The sequence below is a fragment of the Parundibacterium terreum genome, from assembly GCF_014636315.1.
Classification (GTDB): domain Bacteria; phylum Pseudomonadota; class Gammaproteobacteria; order Burkholderiales; family Burkholderiaceae_D; genus Undibacterium; species Undibacterium terreum.
The window spans coordinates 248,884-271,218 of record NZ_BMED01000007.1 but is presented as its reverse complement, the minus strand read 5'-3'; the positions used below and the strand labels follow the sequence as shown (position 1 = coordinate 271,218).

Annotated in this window: 23 protein-coding genes, 3 tRNA genes and 1 riboswitch; of the genes, 14 read left to right on the top strand and 12 right to left on the bottom strand. The window is 55.8% G+C overall.

Annotated elements, in window-relative coordinates:
* From IEW12_RS26340 to IEW12_RS26325, 4 genes are all read right to left on the bottom strand, one after another.
* The coding region (locus IEW12_RS26340) for a GTP-binding protein (RefSeq protein WP_017454492.1) at nt 1-123 on the bottom strand (123 nt) is incomplete at its 3' end.
* A 95-nt stretch (nt 124-218) separates the two neighbouring features.
* A tRNA-Thr gene (locus IEW12_RS26335) sits at nt 219-293 on the bottom strand.
* A 40-nt stretch (nt 294-333) separates the two neighbouring features.
* Nucleotides 334-407 (bottom strand) — tRNA-Gly (locus IEW12_RS26330).
* A gap of 37 nt (nt 408-444) precedes the next feature.
* Nucleotides 445-529, bottom strand: a tRNA-Tyr gene (locus IEW12_RS26325).
* A 271-nt stretch (nt 530-800) separates the two neighbouring features.
* Between IEW12_RS26325 and paaA the strand changes: the two genes are divergently transcribed.
* From paaA to IEW12_RS26285, 8 genes are all read left to right on the top strand, one after another.
* The gene (gene paaA / locus IEW12_RS26320; RefSeq protein WP_188569119.1) at nt 801-1,808 is read left to right on the top strand and encodes a 1,2-phenylacetyl-CoA epoxidase subunit PaaA; all 1,008 of its coding nucleotides are present in this window, start codon (nt 801-803) and stop codon (nt 1,806-1,808) included.
* Nucleotides 1,809-1,826: 18 nt separating this feature from the next.
* A complete protein-coding gene (gene paaB, locus IEW12_RS26315) occupies nt 1,827-2,126 on the top strand; it encodes a 1,2-phenylacetyl-CoA epoxidase subunit PaaB (RefSeq protein ID WP_188569118.1) in 300 nt (99 codons plus the stop codon).
* Entirely contained in the window at nt 2,126-2,917 is a 792-nt protein-coding gene (gene paaC, locus IEW12_RS26310; RefSeq protein ID WP_188569117.1) for a 1,2-phenylacetyl-CoA epoxidase subunit PaaC, read from the top strand. The genes paaB and paaC overlap by 1 nt, the downstream gene beginning before the upstream one ends.
* A 22-nt stretch (nt 2,918-2,939) precedes the next feature.
* Nucleotides 2,940-3,467: a 1,2-phenylacetyl-CoA epoxidase subunit PaaD gene (gene paaD, locus IEW12_RS26305; RefSeq protein ID WP_229751364.1), complete on the top strand. Its 528-nt coding sequence runs from the start codon at nt 2,940-2,942 to the stop codon at nt 3,465-3,467.
* 33 nt (nt 3,468-3,500) lie between these two features.
* Entirely contained in the window at nt 3,501-4,586 is a 1,086-nt protein-coding gene (gene paaE / locus IEW12_RS26300; protein WP_188569115.1) for a 1,2-phenylacetyl-CoA epoxidase subunit PaaE, read from the top strand.
* 83 nt (nt 4,587-4,669) lie between these two features.
* Entirely contained in the window at nt 4,670-5,269 is a 600-nt protein-coding gene (locus tag IEW12_RS26295) for a TetR/AcrR family transcriptional regulator (protein WP_188569114.1), read from the top strand.
* A 36-nt stretch (nt 5,270-5,305) separates the two neighbouring features.
* A complete protein-coding gene (locus tag IEW12_RS26290; RefSeq protein ID WP_188569113.1) occupies nt 5,306-6,286 on the top strand; it encodes an MBL fold metallo-hydrolase in 981 nt (326 codons plus the stop codon).
* A gap of 5 nt (nt 6,287-6,291) precedes the next feature.
* Nucleotides 6,292-7,140 carry a c-type cytochrome gene (locus tag IEW12_RS26285; RefSeq protein WP_229751363.1) on the top strand — a complete coding sequence of 283 codons (849 nt, stop codon included), beginning with the start codon at nt 6,292-6,294 and terminating at the stop codon, nt 7,138-7,140.
* Nucleotides 7,141-7,145: 5 nt separating this feature from the next.
* Here IEW12_RS26285 and IEW12_RS26280 read toward each other — a convergent pair whose 3' ends face one another.
* The 4 genes from IEW12_RS26280 to IEW12_RS26265 all read right to left on the bottom strand — a co-directional run bounded on the left by IEW12_RS26280 (nt 7,146) and on the right by IEW12_RS26265 (nt 11,680).
* The gene (locus IEW12_RS26280; protein ID WP_188569112.1) at nt 7,146-7,889 is read right to left on the bottom strand and encodes an MgtC/SapB family protein; all 744 of its coding nucleotides are present in this window, start codon (nt 7,887-7,889) and stop codon (nt 7,146-7,148) included.
* Between the two features lie 38 nt (nt 7,890-7,927).
* Nucleotides 7,928-9,994 (bottom strand): bifunctional 2',3'-cyclic-nucleotide 2'-phosphodiesterase/3'-nucleotidase, encoded by a 2,067-nt coding sequence (locus IEW12_RS26275; RefSeq protein ID WP_188569111.1) that lies wholly within the window; start codon nt 9,992-9,994, stop codon nt 7,928-7,930.
* A 163-nt stretch (nt 9,995-10,157) separates the two neighbouring features.
* On the bottom strand, nt 10,158-10,841 hold the full coding sequence (locus IEW12_RS26270; protein ID WP_188569110.1) for a DUF5610 domain-containing protein: 684 nt from the start codon (nt 10,839-10,841) through the stop codon (nt 10,158-10,160).
* Nucleotides 10,842-11,077: 236 nt separating this feature from the next.
* Nucleotides 11,078-11,680 (bottom strand): short chain dehydrogenase, encoded by a 603-nt coding sequence (locus IEW12_RS26265; protein WP_188569109.1) that lies wholly within the window; start codon nt 11,678-11,680, stop codon nt 11,078-11,080.
* 110 nt (nt 11,681-11,790) lie between these two features.
* On the opposite strand from IEW12_RS26265, the gene IEW12_RS26260 reads away from it, so the two are divergent.
* The 6 genes from IEW12_RS26260 to IEW12_RS26235 all read left to right on the top strand — a co-directional run bounded on the left by IEW12_RS26260 (nt 11,791) and on the right by IEW12_RS26235 (nt 17,301).
* The gene (locus tag IEW12_RS26260; protein ID WP_188569108.1) at nt 11,791-12,723 is read left to right on the top strand and encodes a LysR family transcriptional regulator; all 933 of its coding nucleotides are present in this window, start codon (nt 11,791-11,793) and stop codon (nt 12,721-12,723) included.
* Nucleotides 12,724-12,810: 87 nt separating this feature from the next.
* A complete protein-coding gene (kefF, locus tag IEW12_RS26255) occupies nt 12,811-13,407 on the top strand; it encodes a glutathione-regulated potassium-efflux system oxidoreductase KefF (RefSeq protein WP_188569107.1) in 597 nt (198 codons plus the stop codon).
* The gene (gene kefC, locus IEW12_RS26250; protein WP_188569106.1) at nt 13,407-15,212 is read left to right on the top strand and encodes a glutathione-regulated potassium-efflux system protein KefC; all 1,806 of its coding nucleotides are present in this window, start codon (nt 13,407-13,409) and stop codon (nt 15,210-15,212) included. The genes kefF and kefC overlap by 1 nt, the downstream gene beginning before the upstream one ends.
* A gap of 40 nt (nt 15,213-15,252) precedes the next feature.
* Nucleotides 15,253-15,372, top strand: a riboswitch (yybP-ykoY riboswitch).
* A gap of 92 nt (nt 15,373-15,464) precedes the next feature.
* Nucleotides 15,465-16,040: a TMEM165/GDT1 family protein gene (locus IEW12_RS26245; RefSeq protein ID WP_188569105.1), complete on the top strand. Its 576-nt coding sequence runs from the start codon at nt 15,465-15,467 to the stop codon at nt 16,038-16,040.
* Nucleotides 16,041-16,102: 62 nt separating this feature from the next.
* Nucleotides 16,103-16,465, top strand: a complete 363-nt coding sequence (gene arsC / locus IEW12_RS26240) for an arsenate reductase (glutaredoxin) (protein WP_188569138.1) — start codon at nt 16,103-16,105, stop codon at nt 16,463-16,465.
* Nucleotides 16,466-16,494: 29 nt separating this feature from the next.
* A complete protein-coding gene (locus IEW12_RS26235) occupies nt 16,495-17,301 on the top strand; it encodes a hypothetical protein (RefSeq protein ID WP_188569104.1) in 807 nt (268 codons plus the stop codon).
* Nucleotides 17,302-17,381: 80 nt separating this feature from the next.
* Here IEW12_RS26235 and IEW12_RS26230 read toward each other — a convergent pair whose 3' ends face one another.
* The 4 genes from IEW12_RS26230 to IEW12_RS26215 all read right to left on the bottom strand — a co-directional run bounded on the left by IEW12_RS26230 (nt 17,382) and on the right by IEW12_RS26215 (nt 22,306).
* Nucleotides 17,382-18,944, bottom strand: coding sequence for an HDOD domain-containing protein (locus tag IEW12_RS26230; protein ID WP_188569103.1), 1,563 nt, complete (start codon nt 18,942-18,944; stop codon nt 17,382-17,384).
* Between the two features lie 56 nt (nt 18,945-19,000).
* The gene (locus IEW12_RS26225) at nt 19,001-20,629 is read right to left on the bottom strand and encodes a tetratricopeptide repeat protein (protein WP_188569102.1); all 1,629 of its coding nucleotides are present in this window, start codon (nt 20,627-20,629) and stop codon (nt 19,001-19,003) included.
* 207 nt (nt 20,630-20,836) lie between these two features.
* Nucleotides 20,837-21,034: a DUF2905 domain-containing protein gene (locus IEW12_RS26220; RefSeq protein ID WP_188569101.1), complete on the bottom strand. Its 198-nt coding sequence runs from the start codon at nt 21,032-21,034 to the stop codon at nt 20,837-20,839.
* A 78-nt stretch (nt 21,035-21,112) separates the two neighbouring features.
* On the bottom strand, nt 21,113-22,306 hold the full coding sequence (locus IEW12_RS26215) for a class I SAM-dependent methyltransferase (protein ID WP_188569100.1): 1,194 nt from the start codon (nt 22,304-22,306) through the stop codon (nt 21,113-21,115).
* Nucleotides 22,307-22,335 lie beyond the last annotated feature (29 nt).

Below are 22,335 nucleotides of genomic sequence, written 5' to 3'. Positions count from 1 at the left end.
GCCAAACTTCTTGGACAATACTGTCGCGATCGCTGCTGTCAATGTGGTTTTACCATGATCTACGTGACCAATTGTGCCCACGTTCACGTGCGGCTTGGTGCGTTCGAACTTACCTTTTGCCATTTTAGACTCCTAACGATTTTGATGAGTATGCTCAGGCACGCGCCCGACAACTTAAAGATTAAAACCAGAAACTTTGAGACACGCTGCAATACTAATGGTGCCCTTGACGTGGATTGAACACGTGGCCTCTCCCTTACCAAGGGAGTGCTCTACCACTGAGCTACAAGGGCAGCACGGCTCGCGCAAAATACAACATCACAAGCACTTAACTGGAGCGGGTGAAGGGAATCGAACCCTCGTCATAAGCTTGGAAGGCTTCAGCTCTACCATTGAGCTACACCCGCAGGGGCTACCACTTCAGCCGCAATAATTCTTTACCTATGGTGGAGGGGGCTGGATTCGAACCAGCGTACTCAGAGAGAACAGATTTACAGTCTGTCGCCTTTAACCACTCGGCCACCCCTCCGTAGGGAACCCCGGATTATGAAGATGTCTCGAACACCTGTCAACACCTATTTGCGAATGATACTGAAAATTTGTGCTCACCGCCTGATTTTGCTCAATAAAGCATCAAAGTTTCCCTTTGAACATCAATTAAGCATGGATTTTCAGGCCGAATAATAAATAGTCCGACCAGTCGGTTTATTTAATATATACTCAAACGGCAGCCGCGAGCGACCAGGTATTTTCTCTTTTCCAGTGCGGCAATGTCCTGAATCGACATCAGCGAGTCCGCCATGTATACCCAAGCACTTGATTTGCCGACCAAAGACCTGCAGGAAGATAAGGCGCCGCAACTCAGCGAGACGCAGGCCAGGCTTGCTTCGCAACAACAGGCCAGATTTGAGGCCGCGCTGGCAAAAGAACAAAAAATCGAAGCCCAGGACTGGATGCCGGACGCCTACCGCAAAACGCTGGTGCGCCAGATCAGCCAGCATGCCCATTCCGAGATCATAGGCATGCTGCCGGAAGGGAACTGGATTACCCGCGCGCCCAGCCTGAAACGCAAAGCGATACTGTTGGCAAAAGTACAGGACGAAGGCGGCCACGGCCTATACTTATATGCAGCGGCAGAAACCCTGGGCACTTCACGCGAGCAAATGCTAGACGCGCTGCACAGCGGCCGCGCCAAGTATTCCTCCATCTTCAATTATCCGACGCTCACCTGGGCCGACATGGGCGCCATAGGCTGGCTGGTGGATGGCGCCGCCATCATGAACCAGGTGCCGCTATGCCGTTGCAGCTACGGGCCTTATGCGCGCGCGATGATCCGCATCTGCAAGGAAGAGTCTTTCCATCAGCGGCAAGGCTTCGACATCATGCTCAGCCTGTGCAAGGGCACGCCGGCCCAGAAAGCGATGGCGCAGGATGCCTTGAACCGCTGGTGGTGGCCTACCGTAATGATGTTCGGGCCTAACGACGACAGTTCGCCGAACTCCCGGCAATCAATGGAATGGGGCATCAAGCGTATTTCCAACGACGCGCTGCGGCAGAAATTTATCGACGCCACGGTACCACAGGCCGAGTTATTAGGCTTGAGCATCCCCGATCCTGCCTTGAAGTGGAATGAGGAGCGCAGCCACTACGATTTCGGCGAAATAGACTGGAGTGAATTCATGCGCGTGCTGGGCGGCGACGGTCCTTGCAACAAGGAGCGCCTGTCCACTCGAATGAAAGCACATGAGGACGGCACCTGGGTAAGGGAAGCGGCGATGGCCTATGCGAAGAAGCATGGCGGAAAGTAAGCAGCAAGGACAGAGACAATGAGCGATCAAAGCAATCATCAGGAATGGCCGCTGTGGGAAATTTTCATCCGCAGCAAGCAGGGTCTGGAACACAAGCATTGCGGATCACTGCATGCCTGCGATGCCAGGCAGGCACTGCAGATGGCGCGCGATGTATATACCCGCCGCCAGGAAGGCGTATCGATCTGGGTCGTGCCATCCAATGCGATCACCGCCAGCGCACCGGAAGACAAGGATGAATTATTCGAACCGGCGGCCGACAAAATCTATCGCCACCCGAGTTTCTACGAACTGCCTGACGAAGTGAAGCACATGTGATGACGGAGAACCCGCATATCGATTACCTGCTGCGCTTGGGCGACAGCACCCTGATACTCGGCCAGCGCCTGTCCGAATGGTGCGGCCATGGCCCGGTGCTGGAAGAAGACATCGCACTCGGCAATATTGCGCTGGACTTGATAGGCCAGTCGCGCCTGCTGCTGAGCCATGCCGGCTCATTGATGCAGCCGGCTCAAACCGAGGACCAGCTTGCCTATTTCCGCGAACAATTTGGCTTCCGCAATTTCACGATGCTGGAACTGCCGAATTCCGGACTGGAAAAGGGCCAGCAGCAGCGCGACTATGCATTCACGATCTGCCGCAATTTCCTGTTCTCCGCATATATGGTGCTGCTATGGCAGGCACTGGCCGCCTCGTTGGACCGGCAACTCGCGGCAATCGCCGAAAAGGCTGTGAAAGAGGCGCGCTACCATCTGCGCCACTCCAGCGACTGGATGCTACGCTTTGGCGACGGCACGGAAGAATCGCACCGCCGCGCGCAGCAAGCCCTGAACGCGCTGCTGCCATACACCCATGAATTTTTTTCCGCCGACGCCGTGGAGCAGCAGATGGCGGATGCCGGCATCGCAATAGCCGGAGCCTCGCTGCGAGCCGCCTGGGAAGAACAAGTGCGCGGCACGCTCCAGGATGCAACGCTGGAATGGCCGCCGCAATGGGCAGATTCTCAATTTCGCTCCAGCGGAAAATCCGGCCGGCACTCTGAACACTTCGGCTTCTTGCTGGCAGAAATGCAATCGCTGGCACGCGCCCATCCCGAAGCGATATGGTAGGTGGTAGGCCATGGACACGGAAATGACGACGCAACTCTATAGCAAGGATGCGGTGCGCAAGCTGCTCAGCGCCGTGCCCGATCCGGAGATACCGGTCGTCTCCATAGAAGAACTGGGCATACTGCGCGAAATCAATATCAACGCTGAACAGGTAGAGGTCGTAATCACCCCCACCTACTCCGGCTGCCCTGCCATGTATGCGATTGAACAGGATATTTGCGGCGCACTGCAGCAAGCCGGCATCACGCAATTCAGCGTGCGCACCGTCTTGTCTCCGGCATGGAGCAGCGACTGGATTACTGAGGAAGGCAAAGACAAGCTGCGCGCTTACGGCATAGCGCCACCGCATGCGGTGGGCAGCGAAACCAAGGCAGGCCAGCCGCAAGCGCTGCGCTTCATGCGCAAAGCGGTGAATGGATCTACTCCAGTCTGTCCGCATTGCAGTAGCGGACAAACCGAACTGCTGTCCGAATTCGGCTCCACCTCGTGCAAGGCACTGTACCGCTGCCTGGCATGCAAGGAGCCTTTTGACTATTTCAAGCCCTACTAGCCCGCTTCAACACGCAATGGTGTGAAACAAACGATGACTCCACATTTTCATACGCTCAGCATACGCGAAGCCAGGCGTGAAACCCGGGATGCCGTGTCGCTCAGTTTTAGCGTGCCGGTAGAACTACGGCAGCACTACCGCTATACCCAGGGCCAGTTCCTGACACTGCGCACGCAACTGGATGGCCAGGAAGTAAGGCGCGCATACTCCATTTGCAGCAGCGTGGACGAGTACCAGCAAACGGGAACACTGCGCGTTGCCATCAAGCAGGTGGACGGCGGCCAGTTTTCGCAATTTGCGCAGGCATTAAAAACCGGAGACCTACTGGAAGTCATGCCGCCGGATGGCCGTTTCTTCACTGAACTGCTTCCCGGCAGCGCCCGGCATCATGTGGCGTTTGCCGCCGGCAGCGGCATCACGCCCGTGCTGTCCATTATCAAGACCACGCTGGCCAGCGAGCCTTTGAGCAGGTTCACGCTGATTTTCGGCAACCGCAACGCGGAAAGCATACTTTTTTGCGAAGAGCTGGAAGACTTGAAAGACCGCTACCTGGACCGCTTTACGCTACACCATGTGCTGTCCCGCGCGCCGAACGAAATCGAATTGCATCACGGCCGCATAGACGCGGATAAAATGGCTGTCTTGCTGCCGCTGATCCCTGTAGAGGGCATACATCATGCGTATATTTGCGGGCCGAACGACATGATAGATTGCGTGGAAAGCAGCCTGCTCGCCGCAGGCATGCCCAAAGCCAGCATACATACCGAACGCTTCGGCATGCCGGCTACGAAGCCTGCGGCAGCGGCACCGATTACCGAGACAGCAAACGATGCCAATACCGTGCCGCTGACCGTCATACTGGATGGCAAGCGTCACGCATTACGCCTGCCGCGCCAAGGCGCCAGCGTACTGGATGTCGCCTTGCAGGCAGGCCTGGACCTGCCCTATGCCTGTAAAGGCGGCGTTTGCTGCACCTGCCGCGCCAAGCTGATGGAAGGCGATGTCGCGATGGAAAAAAATTACACGCTGGAAGGATGGGAAGTGGCGCAAGGTTTTGTATTAACATGCCAGTCGCACCCGCGCTCGGACAGTGTCACGGTTTCTTTTGATGAGCGGTAAGCTGTAAACTCTAAGCAGCAGCGCGCATCGGTAGCAAAGCAGGTATCGAACAGCAATCCATTCCGTCACAGAAAACCAATAATATGGCCCGTACCCAATCTCCCGATCATCAACTGCAGCGCGACGAAATACTGGAACGCGCGGCGCAGGCCTTTGCCGCCAACAGTTACCCGGGAACCTCGATGAACGACCTGGCCAGCGCCTGTGGCACTTCCAAGGCCCGGCTGTACCACTACTACCCCAGCAAGGACGCCATCTTGTTCGACCTGCTGGACAGGTATACCAAGGTCTTGATCGTCATTGCGCAAACCCATACCACGCTGCCGGCGCTGATCGAAGCCTTCCTGATCGAGTATGAACATTCGCAGACCCGCCACATGGCCTTGCTGAACGATGTAAAATTCCTCGAAGAACCGCAGCGCAATACCATCCTGGACGCACAAAGGCAGGTAGTGGACCTGTTTACGCAGACGATACAGCGGGCCTATCCACAACGCACGACGGAAAAGAACCGCAGCGCGGTGACCATGCTGCTGTTCGGCATGATCAACTGGACCTTTACCTGGCTGAGGCCGGACCAGGGCCAGGAACAATCCGGAAAAATGTCGTACAGAGACTTTGCACAACTGGTGACCAGCATCTTCATGCACGGCATGGACGGGCTGCCGCTTCATAAAGAGTAATAAAGAATAATAAGAAACGAAACCAAGGAGTAAAAAATGAGCAATGCCGACAGCTCCACCAAAAAATTCGCTTCCCAGGCTGACCTGGAAGCCAAGAAGACCAGTTTCATCAAACTATCCGACAATGCCTATGCCTACACGGCAGAAGGCGATCCCAATTCCGGCGTGATCATTGGCGACGACAGCGTGATGGTCATCGACACGACCGCAACACCGCTGATGGCCAAGGACCTGATCCGCAATATACGCAGTGTTACCGACAAGCCCATCAAATATGTGGTGCTGTCGCATTACCATGCGGTCAGGGTACTGGGTGCGTCGGCCTACTTTGATGAAGGCGCACAGCAGGTGATCGCCTCGCGCGGCACCTATGAAATGATCGTTGAGCGCGGCGCGCAGGACATGCAGTCCGAGATAGAACGCTTTCCTCGTCTGTTCTCCGGCGTCGAGTCCGTGCCCGGCCTGACCTGGCCGACCATGGTGTTTGAAAAAGAAATGACAATTTTCATGGGCAAGCTGGAAGTCAGGCTGACGCACATAGGCATGGGGCACACCAAGGGCGACACGATAGCCTGGATCCCATCGCAAAAGATCTGCTTCTCCGGCGATCTGGTGGAATATGAGGCGGCTGCCTATACCGGCGACGCCCAACTGGAAGAATGGCCGGCAACGCTGGAAGCCCTGCGGGCCATGCAGGCGGAAAAACTGGTGCCGGGGCGCGGTCCTGCGCTGCTGACGCCGGCACAAGTCAACCAGGGGCTGGATTATACGAAAGACTTTGTCACGACGCTATTGCAGAGCGCGAAAGAGTCGGTGGCGGCGGGCATGACGCTGAAGCAGGCCATGGCGCACACGCGCAAGGTCATGGACCCCAAGTTTGGCCATGTATTTATTTATGAGCATTGCCTGCCCTTCGATGTCACCCGCGCAGTGGATGAAGCACAAGGCATCAAACACCCGAGGATCTGGACAGCCGCACGCGATCAGGAAATGTGGCACGGACTGCAGGCAGGATAAGAACAATGACGCAACCCATCAAACCCATGAATATTTTTAAACGCTCTCTGCATACAGCGATGGTATTGGCGGCGCTGCTCGCCATCACCAGCCTGCACGGTATCGCCCTGGCGGCCGACGCCGTGCTGGAAGTCGCCAACGGCACTCAGGTACAGAAATTTACCCGCGAGGAGCTGCTGAAGAATCCGGGCCTGCGCACGATAGAGATCAAGCATGACTCGGCGTATGGCAGGACCATGAGCTACCAGGCCGTTCCCTTCGCAGCCTTGCTGCCGCAGGTGCAAAAAATGCTGTCAGTGCAATTTACGGCGCTGGACGGTTTCGTCGCCAATATCCCCGGCCCGCTATTGGCCAGCAATGCCCAGGCCTGGCTGGCGATTGAGCCGGCAGACGGCAAATGGCCAGCGGTAAAAGCCGGCGAGGCAGCCACAGCCGGCCCTTTTTACCTAGTGTGGCTAAGCCCGGAAAAAGCGGGCATCTCCAATGAACAATGGCCGTACCAGATCGCCAGGATCGCCGAGGCGCAGCCGCTGGAGAGCCGCCATGCGCAATTGCTGCCCAAGACTGCAGCGGACAGCATAGAGCAGCGCGGATTGAAGGTGTTCGTGACCAATTGCGCGGTGTGCCACAAGATGAACGGCGGCGGCGATGCGGCGATAGGCCCGGACCTGAACAAGCCTTACAACCCGACCGAATATTTCCAGGAAGCCTATCTGCGAAAGCTGATACGCGAACCGGCCTCGGTCAGGACCTGGAAGCAATCCGCGATGCCGGGCTTCAGCGAGCGGGTACTGCCGGAGCCGGAACTGAATGAGCTGATTGCCTATCTGAAACAAATGGCCAAGCAAAGGTAGAGGGTTTAATTCCTGGCATGCGTCATCTGGAAAAAATCGACACCGGCGAAAGTCGCCAGCTCATTTGATAAGGCGCTGATCGACCATGCCAGTTTCTTGTTCAAGGCCACGGCCACAAAACGCCATTCGGCCTTGCCTTCCCTGACTGAAATGGCCAGGGTACCACCGGCAATCTCATAGCCACGCTCCAGGGCCACCCTTCGCAATACATCCTCCCTGGGTACAAAGCCCTGCCGGAAACTGAGCGTGATCGCGATTGCCGCCTTGGACGGCAATTTGGTCTCCAGCTTGGAAATCCAGGTCATGCACATCGCAGACAGCAAGGCCAGCAAGATCGCCGCCCAGTAAAAGCCCACGCCGACCATGATGCCTATCGCCGACGATGCCCATAGAGAGGCTGCCGTCGTCAGGCCGCTGATATTGAAACCTTCGCGCATGATCACGCCGGCACCGAGGAAGCCTATGCCGGTGACTATGCCCTGTATCGTGCGGGTCGGATCAACGCTCAGTGGAATATTGGCACGCGCACCGAACCAGTATTCGGGGTAGCCGGTGATCACCACCAGCGCAGCGGACGCCATGCATACCAGGCCATAGGTGCGCATGCCAGCCGCGCGCCCATGGTAAGTACGCTCATAGCCGACCATAAAACCCAGGATCAGCGCGCCAAACAGGTTCAGGAAGATGATGATATTGGTCATCAGTTCCGAATGCGTCCAGAAGGGAAGGAAAGAATCAACAACTGTCATGGCCGGGCCTTTTTATTCGTTTTTGTAGGCTTATTCAATTACTTGCTCAAGTCTAGCTGATACAGGGACATCTGCCTGCCGCTACCGTCGTCCTGCTGCAACACACTCAGGTTGGAGATGCCGGCGGCTTGCGCCAGGGCCAGCTTGCCGCTGGCGGAACGGTAAGTCACCGGGCCTGCCGTAGAAACGCGTGCAAACTTCCAGCTACGGTCGGAACCGTTCTGCAGCTTGCTTAATTGCCTGTGTGCCTTGATGTATTGAATCAGCACGTCGCGATTGGTGTCCGGCGAAGCATAGATGGTCTTGCTGCCGTCCAGCCCAGGGAAATTGCCGCCGCCGCTGGCCCGGTAGTTATTCGTCGCAACGATGAACTCCTGTGCCGCCGCTATCGGCTTGCCTTGATAGCTCAGGTTTTTGATGCGCTTGCCCGCATCCTGAGTTACGTCGATTTCATAGTTGAGGTTTTTTTCGGTAAACATGTCGAAGTTATACCCGGCGAAATTGCCGATCAGGTTTTGCGCTTCTTTCCTGTTTACGTCTATCTTGCTGAAACGCTGCGCCGACGTTTCCAGCCAGCGCCGCAGGTCTTCTCCATTCACCTTCACCGCATAAACGGTATTCGGATACAGGTAAAGATCCGCGGCATTATTGATGGACATGCTGCCCGCAGCGACATCGGTGTAATCGTTGCCGCCGGCAAAGCCACTCTTGAACGGGCTGCTGACCGACAGCACCGGCAGCTTGGCATATTGAGGCAGGCTGGCCTTGATATAGGCGGCGATGTATTCGGTCTGTGCCTGGTTGATGACTTGCAATGCCGACACATCTCCCAGGTCGGCAAAGAAACTGCTCATGCGGAAATCGGTATTGCCTATCGGCGTTTTGACATAGGCGATGGTTGCCTGGTGTTCTGTTTCTATCAAAGGTGCCACCGCAGGATCGGCGGCTATCACGCTACCGTCGGCATTCTTCACTGCGCGGGCCTGCACCAGGGTTTTATTCTTGTCCACGGCCCAGGATTTGCCGTCATAGCGCAAACCCAGCTTGATCACTCCCAGATGCTGGCCCCAGAAATTGGCCATCACGGTAGGTACACCATGCACCAGCCCCCTGCTCTTGTCGATGCCGGGAAGATTGAATTGTGCGACGGTGCTGGCGGAATTGGGGAAGACCTGGTGCGAATGACCTATCAGCATTGCATCGATACCCGGCACCTGCGCCAGATAATAATTGCCGTTTTCCATCGTAGCCTCATATGGTGCATCGTCCAGGCCGCCGTGTGAAATGGCGACCACGATATCGGCACCCTTGGCGCGCATCTCGGGCACATATTTTTGCGCCATCTCGCGCACGCCCTCGGTATATACCTTGCCATCCAGCCAGCGCTTGTCCCAGCTCAGGATAGTCGGCGGGGTGAAGCCGATCACGCCTATCCTGACATTGGCATTGATAGTTTTGCCCTCGCTATCGCGGGCGAGAAATTTCCTGTCCAGTATCACGTAAGGCTGATACAAGCTTTGCCGGTCTTTCACGCTGAACAGATTGGCCAGCACCATAGGAAAGCCGGGGCCGGCACAACGCCTTTGTTCATTGACGGCGGGCATGCCCTCAACATTGAAACGGCTACCGGTAACTTGCGCCAGAAATGGCAAGCCATAATTGAATTCGTGGTTGCCTATGCTGGCGGCGTCGTAGCCGGCCATATTCATGGCCTTGTACATGGCTGCGGTATCGGCACAATCCAGCGGCTTGACGATTGCCTGGTAATCAGACAGGGCCGTGCCCTGTATCGCATCGCCATTGTCGAATAACAGGGTATTGGCGAATTCTGCGCGTGCCGCCTTGATCAGGCTGAGCGTGCGCTCGAAGCCGATCGCAGGATCTTCTTTCAGCTTGTAATAGTCATAGCTGCGGATATTGCTGTGCAAATCTGTCGTTTCCAGCAAAGCCAGCTCTACCGTGCTGCCTGCCGGTACAGACGTAGGCGCCGGTGCAAGCCCAGGTTTGCTGCAGGCAGAGAGCAAAAGGGCCGCAGCGGCGACTGTGACTGCGGCCGTGGCTGTTGAAGGAAAAAAAGGGGATAGTGCGGGCTGTTGGAATTTCATCGCAAGTCGAGTCATGAACATTGCCGTATTGGCATGCCATGATAACTCACACTCGGGCAGACTTGCGCTGACTTATGTTAACGAACCGCGAGGAATGGATATTCATCAACCCTCAAGGCGATGGCAAGAGCCTACCGACCCCTGCCATCATGGAAGAACAAAGTCAGGACGTCGCGCTGTACTTATGCGCTGAAGAAGCCGCCGTGCTTGTCTGGCTGCTGGCATCAGGCAGGGTCACCACTGCGTCGCCGGATGGAATGCCATTGGCTTTCCAGCTATCGAAGGTGTCCTGGATCGCCTGGTAAGTTTGCTGGCTGATATCGGGCAAAGTACCGCCCAATGCTGCTTTTGCCTCACTAAAGCCTTTTTCCACCGCAGCACGGATTGCATCCAGTTTGCTGGGGTCATCACCTATGCTGGCCTTGGCGAAGCTGAGGATACGTTCCGCTGTTTTCTTCACGCCGAAATCGCCGTCAGGAGCAATCGCATCCTTGGCTGCAGCAATCGTCGCCGGGTCGGCCGTCAGTTTTTGCTCGCCGCTGGCAACTTTAGCAATATTCAAGCCTTGCTGTTCAACCAGCGGCCGGATCAGGTCGATGATCTGCTGCGCCTTGCGGTCTGACTCTGCCAGCATCGCTGCCAGATCGGTCTGCCCGGTCTTCGCGGTCTGGCTGGTGCGCGGATCGGCGTAAGTGACATCCTTCACATTCGATGACGAAGCAGAACTCAGCGTTACCTTGTCCTGGGCCGTAGTCGTCGAAGTAGTTGTATCTGTTGCCACATCCTTGGCTTTGGTGGGTGTCACGCTGATAGGCTGCTGGACACCTGTGGTATTGGCTACGCGCATGGTATTTCCTCCTGCCGGCCGCAACGAAATAGATGCTATCGCACACCGGATAAATGATAAATAAAATAACAATGCTTCAGACTGAATGCATTAGTCATCTGTATAACATCGGCCCAAAACAGGAAAACTCAAGCAAATAAATGAATTAAGCTTAAAAAAGATGCTTTTGTTCAATATTCATGCGGCCAGGCAAGTCCCGCCATCGCCTCGCCTGACATCTACCAACCCTACCAGGCCTACCAAACCTTATATACCTGGCCCGTCTGCGCACCCTCTACACTGCGGCTATATGCCAATGCCACTTTCTGGGCCGGTACCGCCTCAAAACCGTAAAAATAGGGGCCATAGGCCTCCAGCGACTCTTGCAGCACCGAAGGATTGACAACATTGATACGCAGGCCACGTTTCAGCTCTATCGCGGCGGCACGCGCAAAGCCTTCGATTGCCGCATTCACCGTGGTCGCATTGGCACCGTACAATATCGATTCATTGCCCACGATACCACTGGTCAGCGTGAACGAGCCGCCGTCATTCAAATAATCTTGCGCCGCCAGCACCACGTTCACCTGTCCCATCAGCTTATCCTGCAAACCGACAGCAAATAATTCCGGCGTCATCTCCTGCAGAGGGCCGAAATGCAGCTTGCCGGCCGTCAACACAATACCGTCGATCTTTCCCACTTTTTGCAGCAAAGCACGCACGCCGGCGATATCAGTGATGTCTGCCTGATATTGCCCGCTGCTTTTGCCTACCTGTATCACTTCATGCCTTTGCTGCAACTGGTGCACGACTGCGCTGCCTATGACGCCGCTGGCGCCGATCACGAGAATTTTTTTCATATGCACTCCTGGTGGTTTAATTAAGCGAGTGCCCATTATTAATTCGATCAGTGTACGAATAAATGCGCTAATATGAATATCATTCAAAACCTTTGGTTAGCAATCAAGCGATGGATAAACTGCTCAGCATGGAAATATTTGTCGCCGTCGTTGATGCCGGTAGCTTTACTGCCGCGTCCGAGGCATTTGATATTTCCCCGGTCATGGTTGGCAAGCACATACGCTTCCTGGAACAAAAACTGGGTGCCAGGCTATTGACCCGCACCACGCGCCGGCAAAGCCTGACCGAGATAGGCCATCAGTATTGCGAGCGCTGCCGTGTAATCCTGGCGGAGATACGGGCTGCGGAAACCGGCGCGGAAGCGATGCAGGCCACGCCGCGCGGCGTGCTGAAGATCAATGCCTCCGTGTCTTTCGGCACCGAATGGCTGGCGCCGGCCATGACCGAGTACCTGGAGCGCTATCCTGAGATCAGCCTGGAGCTGAATCTGAACGACCGCGTGGTAGATCTGGTCGAGGAAGGCTACGACGCCTCGGTGCGCATAGGCGTGCTGGAAGATTCAGGCCTGATCGCGCGCCCTCTGTTTGCGTACAAGATGCTGATCTGCGCATCGCCGGACTATCTCGCAAGAAAAGGCACTCCGCAAACCCCTGCCGATCTGGCCGGCCACCAATGCCTGGACTTCATGCACTGGAACAAGCACGTCCGATGGAAGCTCAGGAATCTCCCCGGCGAGGCAGATACCGAATCATTGATACCCGCCAGCCGCTTCCGCTCCAATAATGGACAGGCCTTGCGCATGGCGGCGCTACAGGGTTTCGGCATCGTATTGCAATCCGAGGTATTGTTAAAGGCAGACATCGCCAGCGGGCGCCTGGTCTCTGTACTGGAAAACTACACGCCGGCACCGAGACCGGTACAAATCGTCTATCCGCGCAACCGCCAGGCGACGCCGAAACTGACCAGCTTCATCGATTTCATGCTGGAGCGATTTGCAAACAGCAACCAGTCAAGCGGACAAATGGCTGCGCGCCGCCCCTAAAAAATAGGCAGGCGTGGAATATTTCCTGCTTACTAAAAATCCACTATCCGGTATTCTTTTTCAGGTATTTAATTATTTAAGCCGTCCATGATTCAAACCAAGCCTCCCAGCATCCTCCTGATCTATGCCCACCCCGCCAGCCAGAGTTCGCGTGTCAATCACAGGCTGCTGGACGCTGCGCACGGCATACCCGGCGTGCACATCAATGACCTGTATGAAAACTATCCGGATTTCCATATCGACGTAGAACGCGAGCAGGCGCTGCTGAAAGCAGCAGACCTAGTGGTATTCCAGCATCCGGTACATTGGTATGGCATGCCCTCGCTATTAAAGGAGTGGATAGACGTCGTGCTGGAACACGGCTGGGCACATGGCAGTGACGGCAATGAACTGAAAGACAAGGATTGCTGGCTGGTGCTCAGCACCGGAGGCACCGTTGCCGACTACCAGGACGGCGGCCAGCATGGCTATCCGTTGGATACCTTCCTGATGCCTTTCCTGCAAACCGCAACCCTGTGCGGCATGCACTGGAAGCCGCCTTACGTACTGTACGGCGCCTATCAGGCAAGCGAAGCCACGGTGAATGCGCATTGCCAGCATTTCCATGATTTGCTGACCAGCTACCCCGCCTGGCCTGCCGGACTCCCGCAAACAGTGGCCGCATCATCGAACAAGGAAGCCTGATGGAAAACAATCTGCTGTTTAATGCGCTGATTTACCTGCTGGCGGCGGTGATTGCAGTGCCTATCGCCAAGCGCCTGGGACTGGGCGCAGTGCTGGGCTACCTGATCGCCGGCATGGCTATAGGCCCGTGGGGACTGCGCCTGATAGAAGATGTACAGATCATTTTGCATTTTTCGGAATTCGGCGTGGTACTGCTTTTGTTCGTGATAGGGCTGGAGCTGGATTCCAAGCGCCTGTGGTCCTTGCGCCGGCCCATTTTTGGCTGGGGCGGCGCGCAAGTGCTGGGCTGCAGTGCCGCGCTGTTTGCCGCAGGGCTGCCGCTGGGAGCGGACTGGAGAACGGCACTGATCGCCGCGCTAGGCCTGTCGCTATCCTCGACCGCCATTGCACTGGCGACACTAGATGAGCGCAACCTGATGAATACACCGGCGGGCAATGCCGGTTTTTCCATACTGCTGTTCCAGGATATCGCCGCGATTCCTATGATCGCCCTGATCCCCTTGCTCGGCATTGCAGAAACCCAGGGTGAAACCGAGGGCTGGCTGGGCGGCCTGAAGGTGGTAGGCGTGATTGCCGGCCTGATCGTCGGCGGCCGCTACCTGATACGTCCGATATTGCGCATCATCGCCAAGACCGGCATGCGCGAAATTTTTACCGCGTTTGCGCTGTTGCTCGTGATCTCGATTGCCCTGCTGATGGATTCGGTCAATATGTCGATGGCGCTGGGCACCTTCCTGGCAGGCGTGCTGCTGGCAGAGTCCGAATACCGGCATGCGCTGGAGAGCGATCTGGAACCGTTCAAGGGCTTGCTGCTGGGACTATTCTTCATCGCGGTTGGCATGTCGGTGGACTTTGGCCTGTTCCTGACCAAGCCCTGGCAAATCCTCGGCCTGGTCATGGCATTCCTCAGCATCAAGATGAGCGTGCTGTATGTGCTGAGCAAGTGCTTCAAATTGCCGCGTACCCAGCAAAGCCTGTTTACCTTCCTGCTGGCACAGGGCGGTGAATTCGCTTTTGTGGTGTTCAGCACCGCCACCTCGGCCATGGTTTTTTCGCGCGATACCTCCGCCCTGCTGGTGGTTGTGGTTGCGCTGTCCATGGTCGTCACGCCGCTGCTGCTGGTCGCTTACGACAAGTTGATAGAACCGCGCCTGCGCAATATAGATGCGCGTCCCGACGATGAAATTACGCCTCAGGACAATCCCGTCATCATTGCCGGCTTCGGCCGTTTCGGCCAGATCATAGGCCGCCTGCTGTATGCCAATCGCATCCGCGCCACCGTGCTGGACCATGATTCGGACCAGATCGATCTATTGCGCAAATTCGGCTTCAAGATATTCTACGGCGACGTCACCCGTGCCGACCTGCTGCAATCCGCTGGTGCCGACAAGGCCAAGGTGCTGGTAATTGCGATCAACGATGCCGATGCCAGCCTGAAGCTGGTCGATGTCGTCAAGCAGCGCTTTCCCAAGCTTCGCATCGTGGCGCGTGCGCGTGATATCACGCACTGCTATCAATTGATGGACAGGGGCGTGGAAATACTGGAGCGGGATACGTTTGAGGCTTCGCTGCAACTGGGCCGGCGCGTACTGCAGGAACTGGGTTTCGGTGCCTACCAGGCAAGGCAGACTGCAATGAAGTTCCGTGCGCACAATATCAAGACCATGTATGCGGTCTATCCCCATTACAAGGACCAGCAGACACTGGTCTCGCTGGCAAAACAGGCCAGGGAAGAACTGGAAGAGATGTTTGCGCGCGACCGCGAAGCCCGGGACAAGCAGCAGAGCGGCGGCTGGGATGCGTAGAATTTAGGCCCGGCCGGGCTTCATGCTGTATAATACGCTTCTCATATTCATTGGGGAGTAGCCTGCTTCAATCCCAGATTGAAGCAAACGCATCAACATACTTGACGATCGTCATGGTGCGTTTGGCCTGAAAGTCCGGATTTCACCGGCTTGCAGGTTTGGCAAGACCTTTGATATATGCGCTTGCAGCGACCAGGGATTGGGCGGCAGACGTATGTATCATTGGTTAATTCGCCCGATCCGCACATGTCCATGGAAGCTTTCCTCGTCTCTACCTTAGCCATCGCCGTTGGTGAAATCGGCGATAAAACCCAATTGCTGGCCTTATTGCTGGCGGCCCGCTACAAAAAGCCCTTGCCCATTGTGCTCGGCATACTGGTCGCTACACTGGCCAATCACGCGCTGGCCGCGCTACTGGGCCAATGGGTTGCCGCCCATGTTTCCGCCGACGTGCTGCGCTGGGCGCTGGGCTTGTCTTTCATCGCCATTGCCGCATGGACCCTGAAGCCCGATGAAATGGAAGAAGGCGAAGCCATCAGCAACGGCCGTTATGGCGTATTCCTGGTAACCTGCTTTACTTTTTTCCTGGCAGAGATAGGCGACAAGACGCAACTGGCGACCGTCGCGCTGGCTGCCAAATACTCCAGCATAGGCTGGGTTGTTGCCGGTTCTACACTGGGCATGATGATCGCCGATGTGCCTGCAGTATTCCTGGGCAAGATCGCATCGCCGAATTTCCCGTTCAAGACGGTGCGCATTGTCGCAGCGACCATCTTCTTCGTACTTGGCGCGGCAGTGCTGCTGGGCATGGGCAGCCAGTTTTTATAAAGAACAAAGGCGGGACGGGTTCCCGCTTTTTTTGAAGTATTTGAAGCATCATGGAGCACGCTTTGATCACGATCTATCACAATCCACGCTGCAGCAAATCGCGTGAAACCCTGGCGCTGGTGCAGGAAGTCGCCGAGCGCGACGGCCAACCACTGAACGTCATCGACTACCTGAAGACGCCGCCTGATCTGGCGGCGCTAAAAGACTTGCGCGCCCAACTAGGCGGCGATGTACGCGCCATGCTGCGCGACAATGAAGAAGAATATGCCAGCCTGGGCCTGGCCGGCGCCGACGATGCTGCCTTGCTGGCTGCGATCGCCGCTCACTCCAGATTATTGCAAAGGCCCATAGTCAGCTACCAGGGACGGGCAATCATAGGACGCCCGCCGGAAAATGTTCTGGCGCTGTTCGGCAAGAACAATTAAAACGATTCCACATACGCAGGCAACACACCATGAGTGATTTCACCCTTCCGGCTGGCACCGTCGTTAAATACGGCAGTATTTCCACGCAGCTTTACCCCATACTGAGAAACGGCATACCAGCCGCTTCCGGTATCTATGTGGGCGAGCTGATGTCTTATTTTGCAGCCTGTTCCGATTTCTGCAGTGCCACCAGCGAACTGCACAGCCAGCATGAAGCAAGCATGGATGCCTTCGTCAAGGCCCTGCAAAATGCACACGGCCAGAAGCCGGACATGCCGGAGCTGGAAGCTATTGCGCTGCAGGCAGGCATACCGGTCGTGATGGAAATAGAATTGGCGGAAGCCTGCGTAGTGCGCGCCAATGAAAATTTCATTGAAGGTACAAGCAAGCACGAAGCCGCAGCAATAGATGACAGCGTATTGCGCAGCAAGGCAGAAAAGAGCTGGGGCAACTGGCGCTGCGGCGTCATCCTGCGCCCAGAAGGCATACCCGCAAGCTGGATCAGGAAATTCCATTTCCCGCGCCTGCTGGATTACCGCGATGTCAGCGGTGCAAAGAATTCGCGCATGCTGGAGCAAACCACCGATTGCGCGCTGATGGTAGGCGGCCTGATGCAATCATGGCACAAGGATTTTCCGGCAGACTTGCTGAGCGCCTTCCGCAAGCAATACGGCCGCACCGATTTTTCGCAAAGCAGCGGCTTTGATGAAACTGCAGTGGAACGCTTTTTCAACCTGAACGCCATGCTGGATCCGGCCACCCGCCTGCTGAACCAGATGACGCTTTGGCAGGATATCGATGCATTGGCCAAGAAGCAGCAAATCCCTCTGGCATAATCAAAGATAGTCAAAAAAACGGCGCTTTCTTCAACGCCGTTTTTGCATTCGTCGGTCTGATGCCAAGCATCAGCCGCGCATTAGCCGCGCATCATCGCTGCCAGCAACTGGCTTTTCAGCGTCTTGATCAGCGCGGTTTCATCCGGCGGCACGCCTTCTTCGGCGATCACTGCCCGGTCTGCATAGAACAGGCCCAGGGGCTTCTTCTGTATCACCAGCGGCAGCACGATAAAACTGCGTGCATCCGGCAATAGGGTTTTGTGCCAGGCCGGCAGCATGCTTTGTATCTTCGGCGTCATCGCATCCGAAATCATCAGGTCGGCATTATTGACCATCGCCAGATTGAAAATATCGTTTTCAGCCTTGGTCGGAAAGACAAATGCCTTCTGCCGCTCCGCATAATTTTCGCCTACCGCGATCCTGGCGACAAAGCGCGATGATTGCACATCGCGCAGGCAGGCGGTTGCAAAGCGGAAGCCCATGCTGCTGTATAAGGTTTCCAATACCAGCAGCACCAGATCGTTCAATTTGCATTGCTCGGATGCCAGCATCTGCGTAACATCCTGCACGCCGGCCAATAGCAGGTCGCGCGCATTCACCGGCTTGCCGCTGGCATAGCGCTCCGATTTTTCCTGCATCTGTTCGGAATCGAAAGCCTTCAGCAAAAACTCGCTAGGTACTCCCGTGCTATTGGACTGATCGCCATCCGCACCCGCGCCCACCGGCGGCATGGCAATATCCATGCTTTTCGCAAGTTCCCTGGTTTCCAGCTCCACACGCGTCAACAAAGCTTCCATCCTGGCTTTATCCAGATCCAGCACGGTGCCAAATTTGAGCAGTATGGATTTGCAGCGGTCGAATAAGGGCTCGCTAGTCGGTGTCAATATCTTGTCAGCGACTTCGTCACTAAAACTGGCGACCTGCTTCAGCCAGTCATTGCGGTTATTCGCCCTGCGCAAAGTCCCGCCGGGCAAACGCCCCAGGGATTGCACGATAGTGTCGGGAATTTTCCAATCCTGCAGCGCCAGTTCACCGAAGCGCTCATAGGGGCAGCCAAGCAAAAGATCAGATGCTTCTGACGCCGTGGCCTTCCCAGTATCGATCATCGCCTGTATGCGGCCATGCAACTGGTGATCGAAAGATGCTACCAGTACCCGGCCCACATTCTTGAACAAGGCAGCAACCGCAGCTTCTTCGGAATCGTGATAAACGCTGCGTTGTGACATTTCACGCCCGACTATGCTGGCGCACAAGGCATGTATCAATTCCTTGCGCACACTCTGCGCATGCCTTTTGTCGTGGAAACAATCGACCAGCAGCATCGCGAGGGCGCTGGTCTTGACGGTATTGAAGCCGAGCAGAAAAATTGCGCGCGAGATCGTTGTCACCGGCACGCCGGAAGTATTGCGGTACTGGATGGTATTGGACAGGCGCAGGATTTTTTGCGTCAGGCCCACATCCGACAACACAAAATGCGCCAGCTTGGCGACCGAATCCTCGCCGGAAGAAGTGATTTCAACCACCTTGGACACAGCAACACCCAGTGTAGGCAAGCTTTCGTCTTCACTGATCTTTTTGAGTATCCTGTCGCGCGGTAATTCAGGCGCGTCCTGCTTCAGGAATGCAGAGGGGTCGTTTATCATAAATTCAGTTTATCAGTGCCGGCAGGCTAGCCCGCATATCGGCGGCACTTGCAACATTATTTAACTTTCCGGGTAGCGTTAATGCCATATTTCTTTTGCAACGCGTCATACAAGCCGCTGATCGCCCGCAGGCGCGGGTTCATGGGATCCAGGCGCCGGGCCGACTCTATCAGCATACGCGCCTGCGACGCCACTGCACCTTCCCAACCCAGATTCTCCAGATACTTCAGGGTTGCCAGTGCGGCATTCATCACGACTTGCGGATTGTCCGGCGATTTGCGAGCAGCAGCGGTCATCACATCCACAGAACCCTTGAAATCGCCATCCCGCGCCTTTTGCACGCCGGTGGAAACCAGCGTCATCACCTCTTGCCGACTTTGCTGAGCCAGGAATTGCGCGATGTCGTTCTTGCCTGCTTTTTCGAACACTTCCATTGCACGCGACATCACCTGCTGGTTGCTGGCATTGCGCATTACATCCAGCACGACCTGCGTAGCCTGCTGTTCCTGATCATGCTCAAGACACTCCCGCGCCAGGCCCAGCTTGGTCGCGGTCGATAAACCGATATCTTCCTGGCTGGCCGCGACTGCCGCTTCCAGCTCTTCCATCAAACGCGCATCACCTGTCTTCGCATGCACACGGGCAGCAGAAATGGCACGGCAGGCCTCGGTCTTTTTCATGCCCGCCATATTTTTTTCCAGGTCGCGGATGACCGACTTTGCCTGTTCGGTGTCGCCCCTTTGCACCAGCGCGTCGACCAGTTTTACATGGTCTTCCGGATCGCGGAAATCAGAATGCCGGGCCTTGCTGACGACCTTCTTGAAGACGCTCTCAGCCATTTCCAGGTCGCCGGTCTCCAGTGCTATATCGCCCAGCTTGCGCAAGCGCCGTACTGCATGCGGCGATACGATGACAGCAGCACCCAGCACTGCTTTTGCTTCCGGCAATTCGCCTATCATTTCATGGGTCTTGGCCAGCCAGTCATAGGCGTCCATGAACTTGTCGTTTTCCGCCACCAGGCTCTTCAGCAGGCTTTCAGCCTCTTCGTAGCGACCCTGCATGAACAAGGTCTTGGCCAGCCCCAGCCTGGCCCAAGCCACCGCGCGTAATTCAAACAACTGGGTATACAGCGCTTCCGCCTCTACCGCTTCGCCCAGCGTGACATGCAATTCTGCTCGCAGACGCATGAAGTCCACTGCGTATTTGGGATAGATCTCGCCGCCCTCAATGCATGCCTGAACCGCGACAGCCAGCTCCCCCCTGTCCATCAGCGAATAGACTTCGACAAAGGCTTTGCGCTTGTCGATTGCCTTCATCACCCGTTCCAGCAAGGTATCGGCAGTGAAGGGTTTCAGCAGGTAATCGGACGGCGCCAGCTCGGCAGCGCTGACGACTTTGGCGTATGAGCGCTCGGCTGTCACCATGATGAAGATAGTGGAAAGCGGGGTCAGCTTGTGGTGACGTATGTCTTCCAGCAACTGCTGGCCGTCCTGGCCGACACCGAGGTCATATTCGCACATGATCAGATCGAAGGGCTTGGACTGTATCGTACGCACAGCCATCCCTGCAGTCTGAGAATGCTCTATTTTAGAAATGCCGCACAAATTCAGCATATTATGCAAACTGACCCGCATGCCTGCATGCGGCTCAATGAGCAATGCCCTTATTTCTGCCAGATCGCTCATGAAAACTTTCAGCGTGTTATTTAGAACTCATTTCATCAACACAAATGAGATGCGTTCTCATCATTCTTATTGCCGCTGCCCTAACTTATTAAGTCGTCCCGTATCAATAACTTTACCCGATTCGCTGCAGCTAGCAATGGTAGGCACACAAATCCGCTACCTGTCTGTTGCTTTTGTGGATACATCATCCTCAAACCCGGCGTGGTCTCACTTCAGAAAGCGCGCTATCAGCAAAACCGCCAGGGACAGCAGGATGGTGGAAGCGAAAGGTAACGAAAATACCCGTCCAAACAGCTTGAAACGCAGATCGCCCGGCAAGCGTCCTATGCCCAGCTTTTCCAGCCAGGGCAGCAAGGCTGAAAAGACAATCAGCGCAATAAATATCGTAAACACCCAACGTATCATGCGAATTCTTTCAATGTCTGCGTTTCGCTCATTGTGCCCATCGTGCCCGGGCATTCTGTCATCAAACCTGCATCAAGACTACAAACGGTGGCTGCGGTCATGGCGCAATAATTTGCTCAATCCAGCATCTGCTTCGACCTCTGTTCCAAGGATCAGCACCTTGAACAATTCCCCCATCTCGGCCGGGGAAATCAGCTTTTGCAGCGCATTGGCCTGCGGTAAGTAGGCCAGTGGGTCGTCTGCCGGTGTGCGCATCAAGATCTCGCCTATGCCCGCTTCCAATAAAAATCCAGCCTGGCTCATATAAGCGATCACATCCAGCCCAGCCTCGCTGGCAGCAATCGCCATTGCACTAAAATCAACATGGGCGGTGATATCCTGCAAACCCGGCAGGTAAAACGGATCCGGATGCGAATGATGGCGGTAGTGGCACATCAGCGTACCCTGCATGCGCTGCTCCAGATAATACTCTGCTGCTGGAAAACCGTAGTCGATCAAGATCGCGGCCGCGCCCTTGCCGCTGGCTTCGCGGCCATTGCATAGCATTTGCGCCAAGCTGCGCATGAAGCCGGCTGCAACAGGATGTACCTCTGTCATGTAGCCACTGGGCAGCGCCTGCGCGTCCGGAATTTGCGCCACCAGGGCTGGATCGCAGTCTCGCTCGCGATAGATGAAGCGAGGCCCGCTGTCTGCGTCAGCGTCGGCAACACTGACTCCGCATTCTTTCCAGCCGCCGTCAGTCTTGATGACTAGCTGCACCGGCATCGCATCCAGCACCTCGTTGCCCAGCACTACGCCGGCAAATGCCTGCGGCATTTGCTGCAACCATTGTACTTGGGGAAAGTCTTTCAGTAATTCTTCCTGCCTGGCGCGCAATTCACCGGAGAGCTCCACGATAAAATAGCGCTCCAGCGCGATACCCTGGGCCTGGTATTCCGACAGGATGTCGTAGGCCAGCCTGCCGGTACCGGCACCGAATTCCATGATCTGCGCGCCCGTCTGCGCAAACAAATTAGCGGCAACATGCGCTAAAGCCTGACCAAAAAGCGGCGTAATTTCCGGCGCGGTTGTAAAATCACCATCTTTGCCTAATTTTGCTGCACCGCCACTGTAATAACCCAGCCTTGGCGCATACAGCGCCAGTTCCATATACCGGGAAAATGAAATCCATCCGGCATGGTTGTTGATATCATCAATAATCAGCTGTTGCAGCGCCTGTGATGCTGCTTGCGCGTCTGCAGCAGGTACGGGAAGAGATAAAGGTAATTGCATACCGGCATTGTAGAGAAAACGCCCGGCTA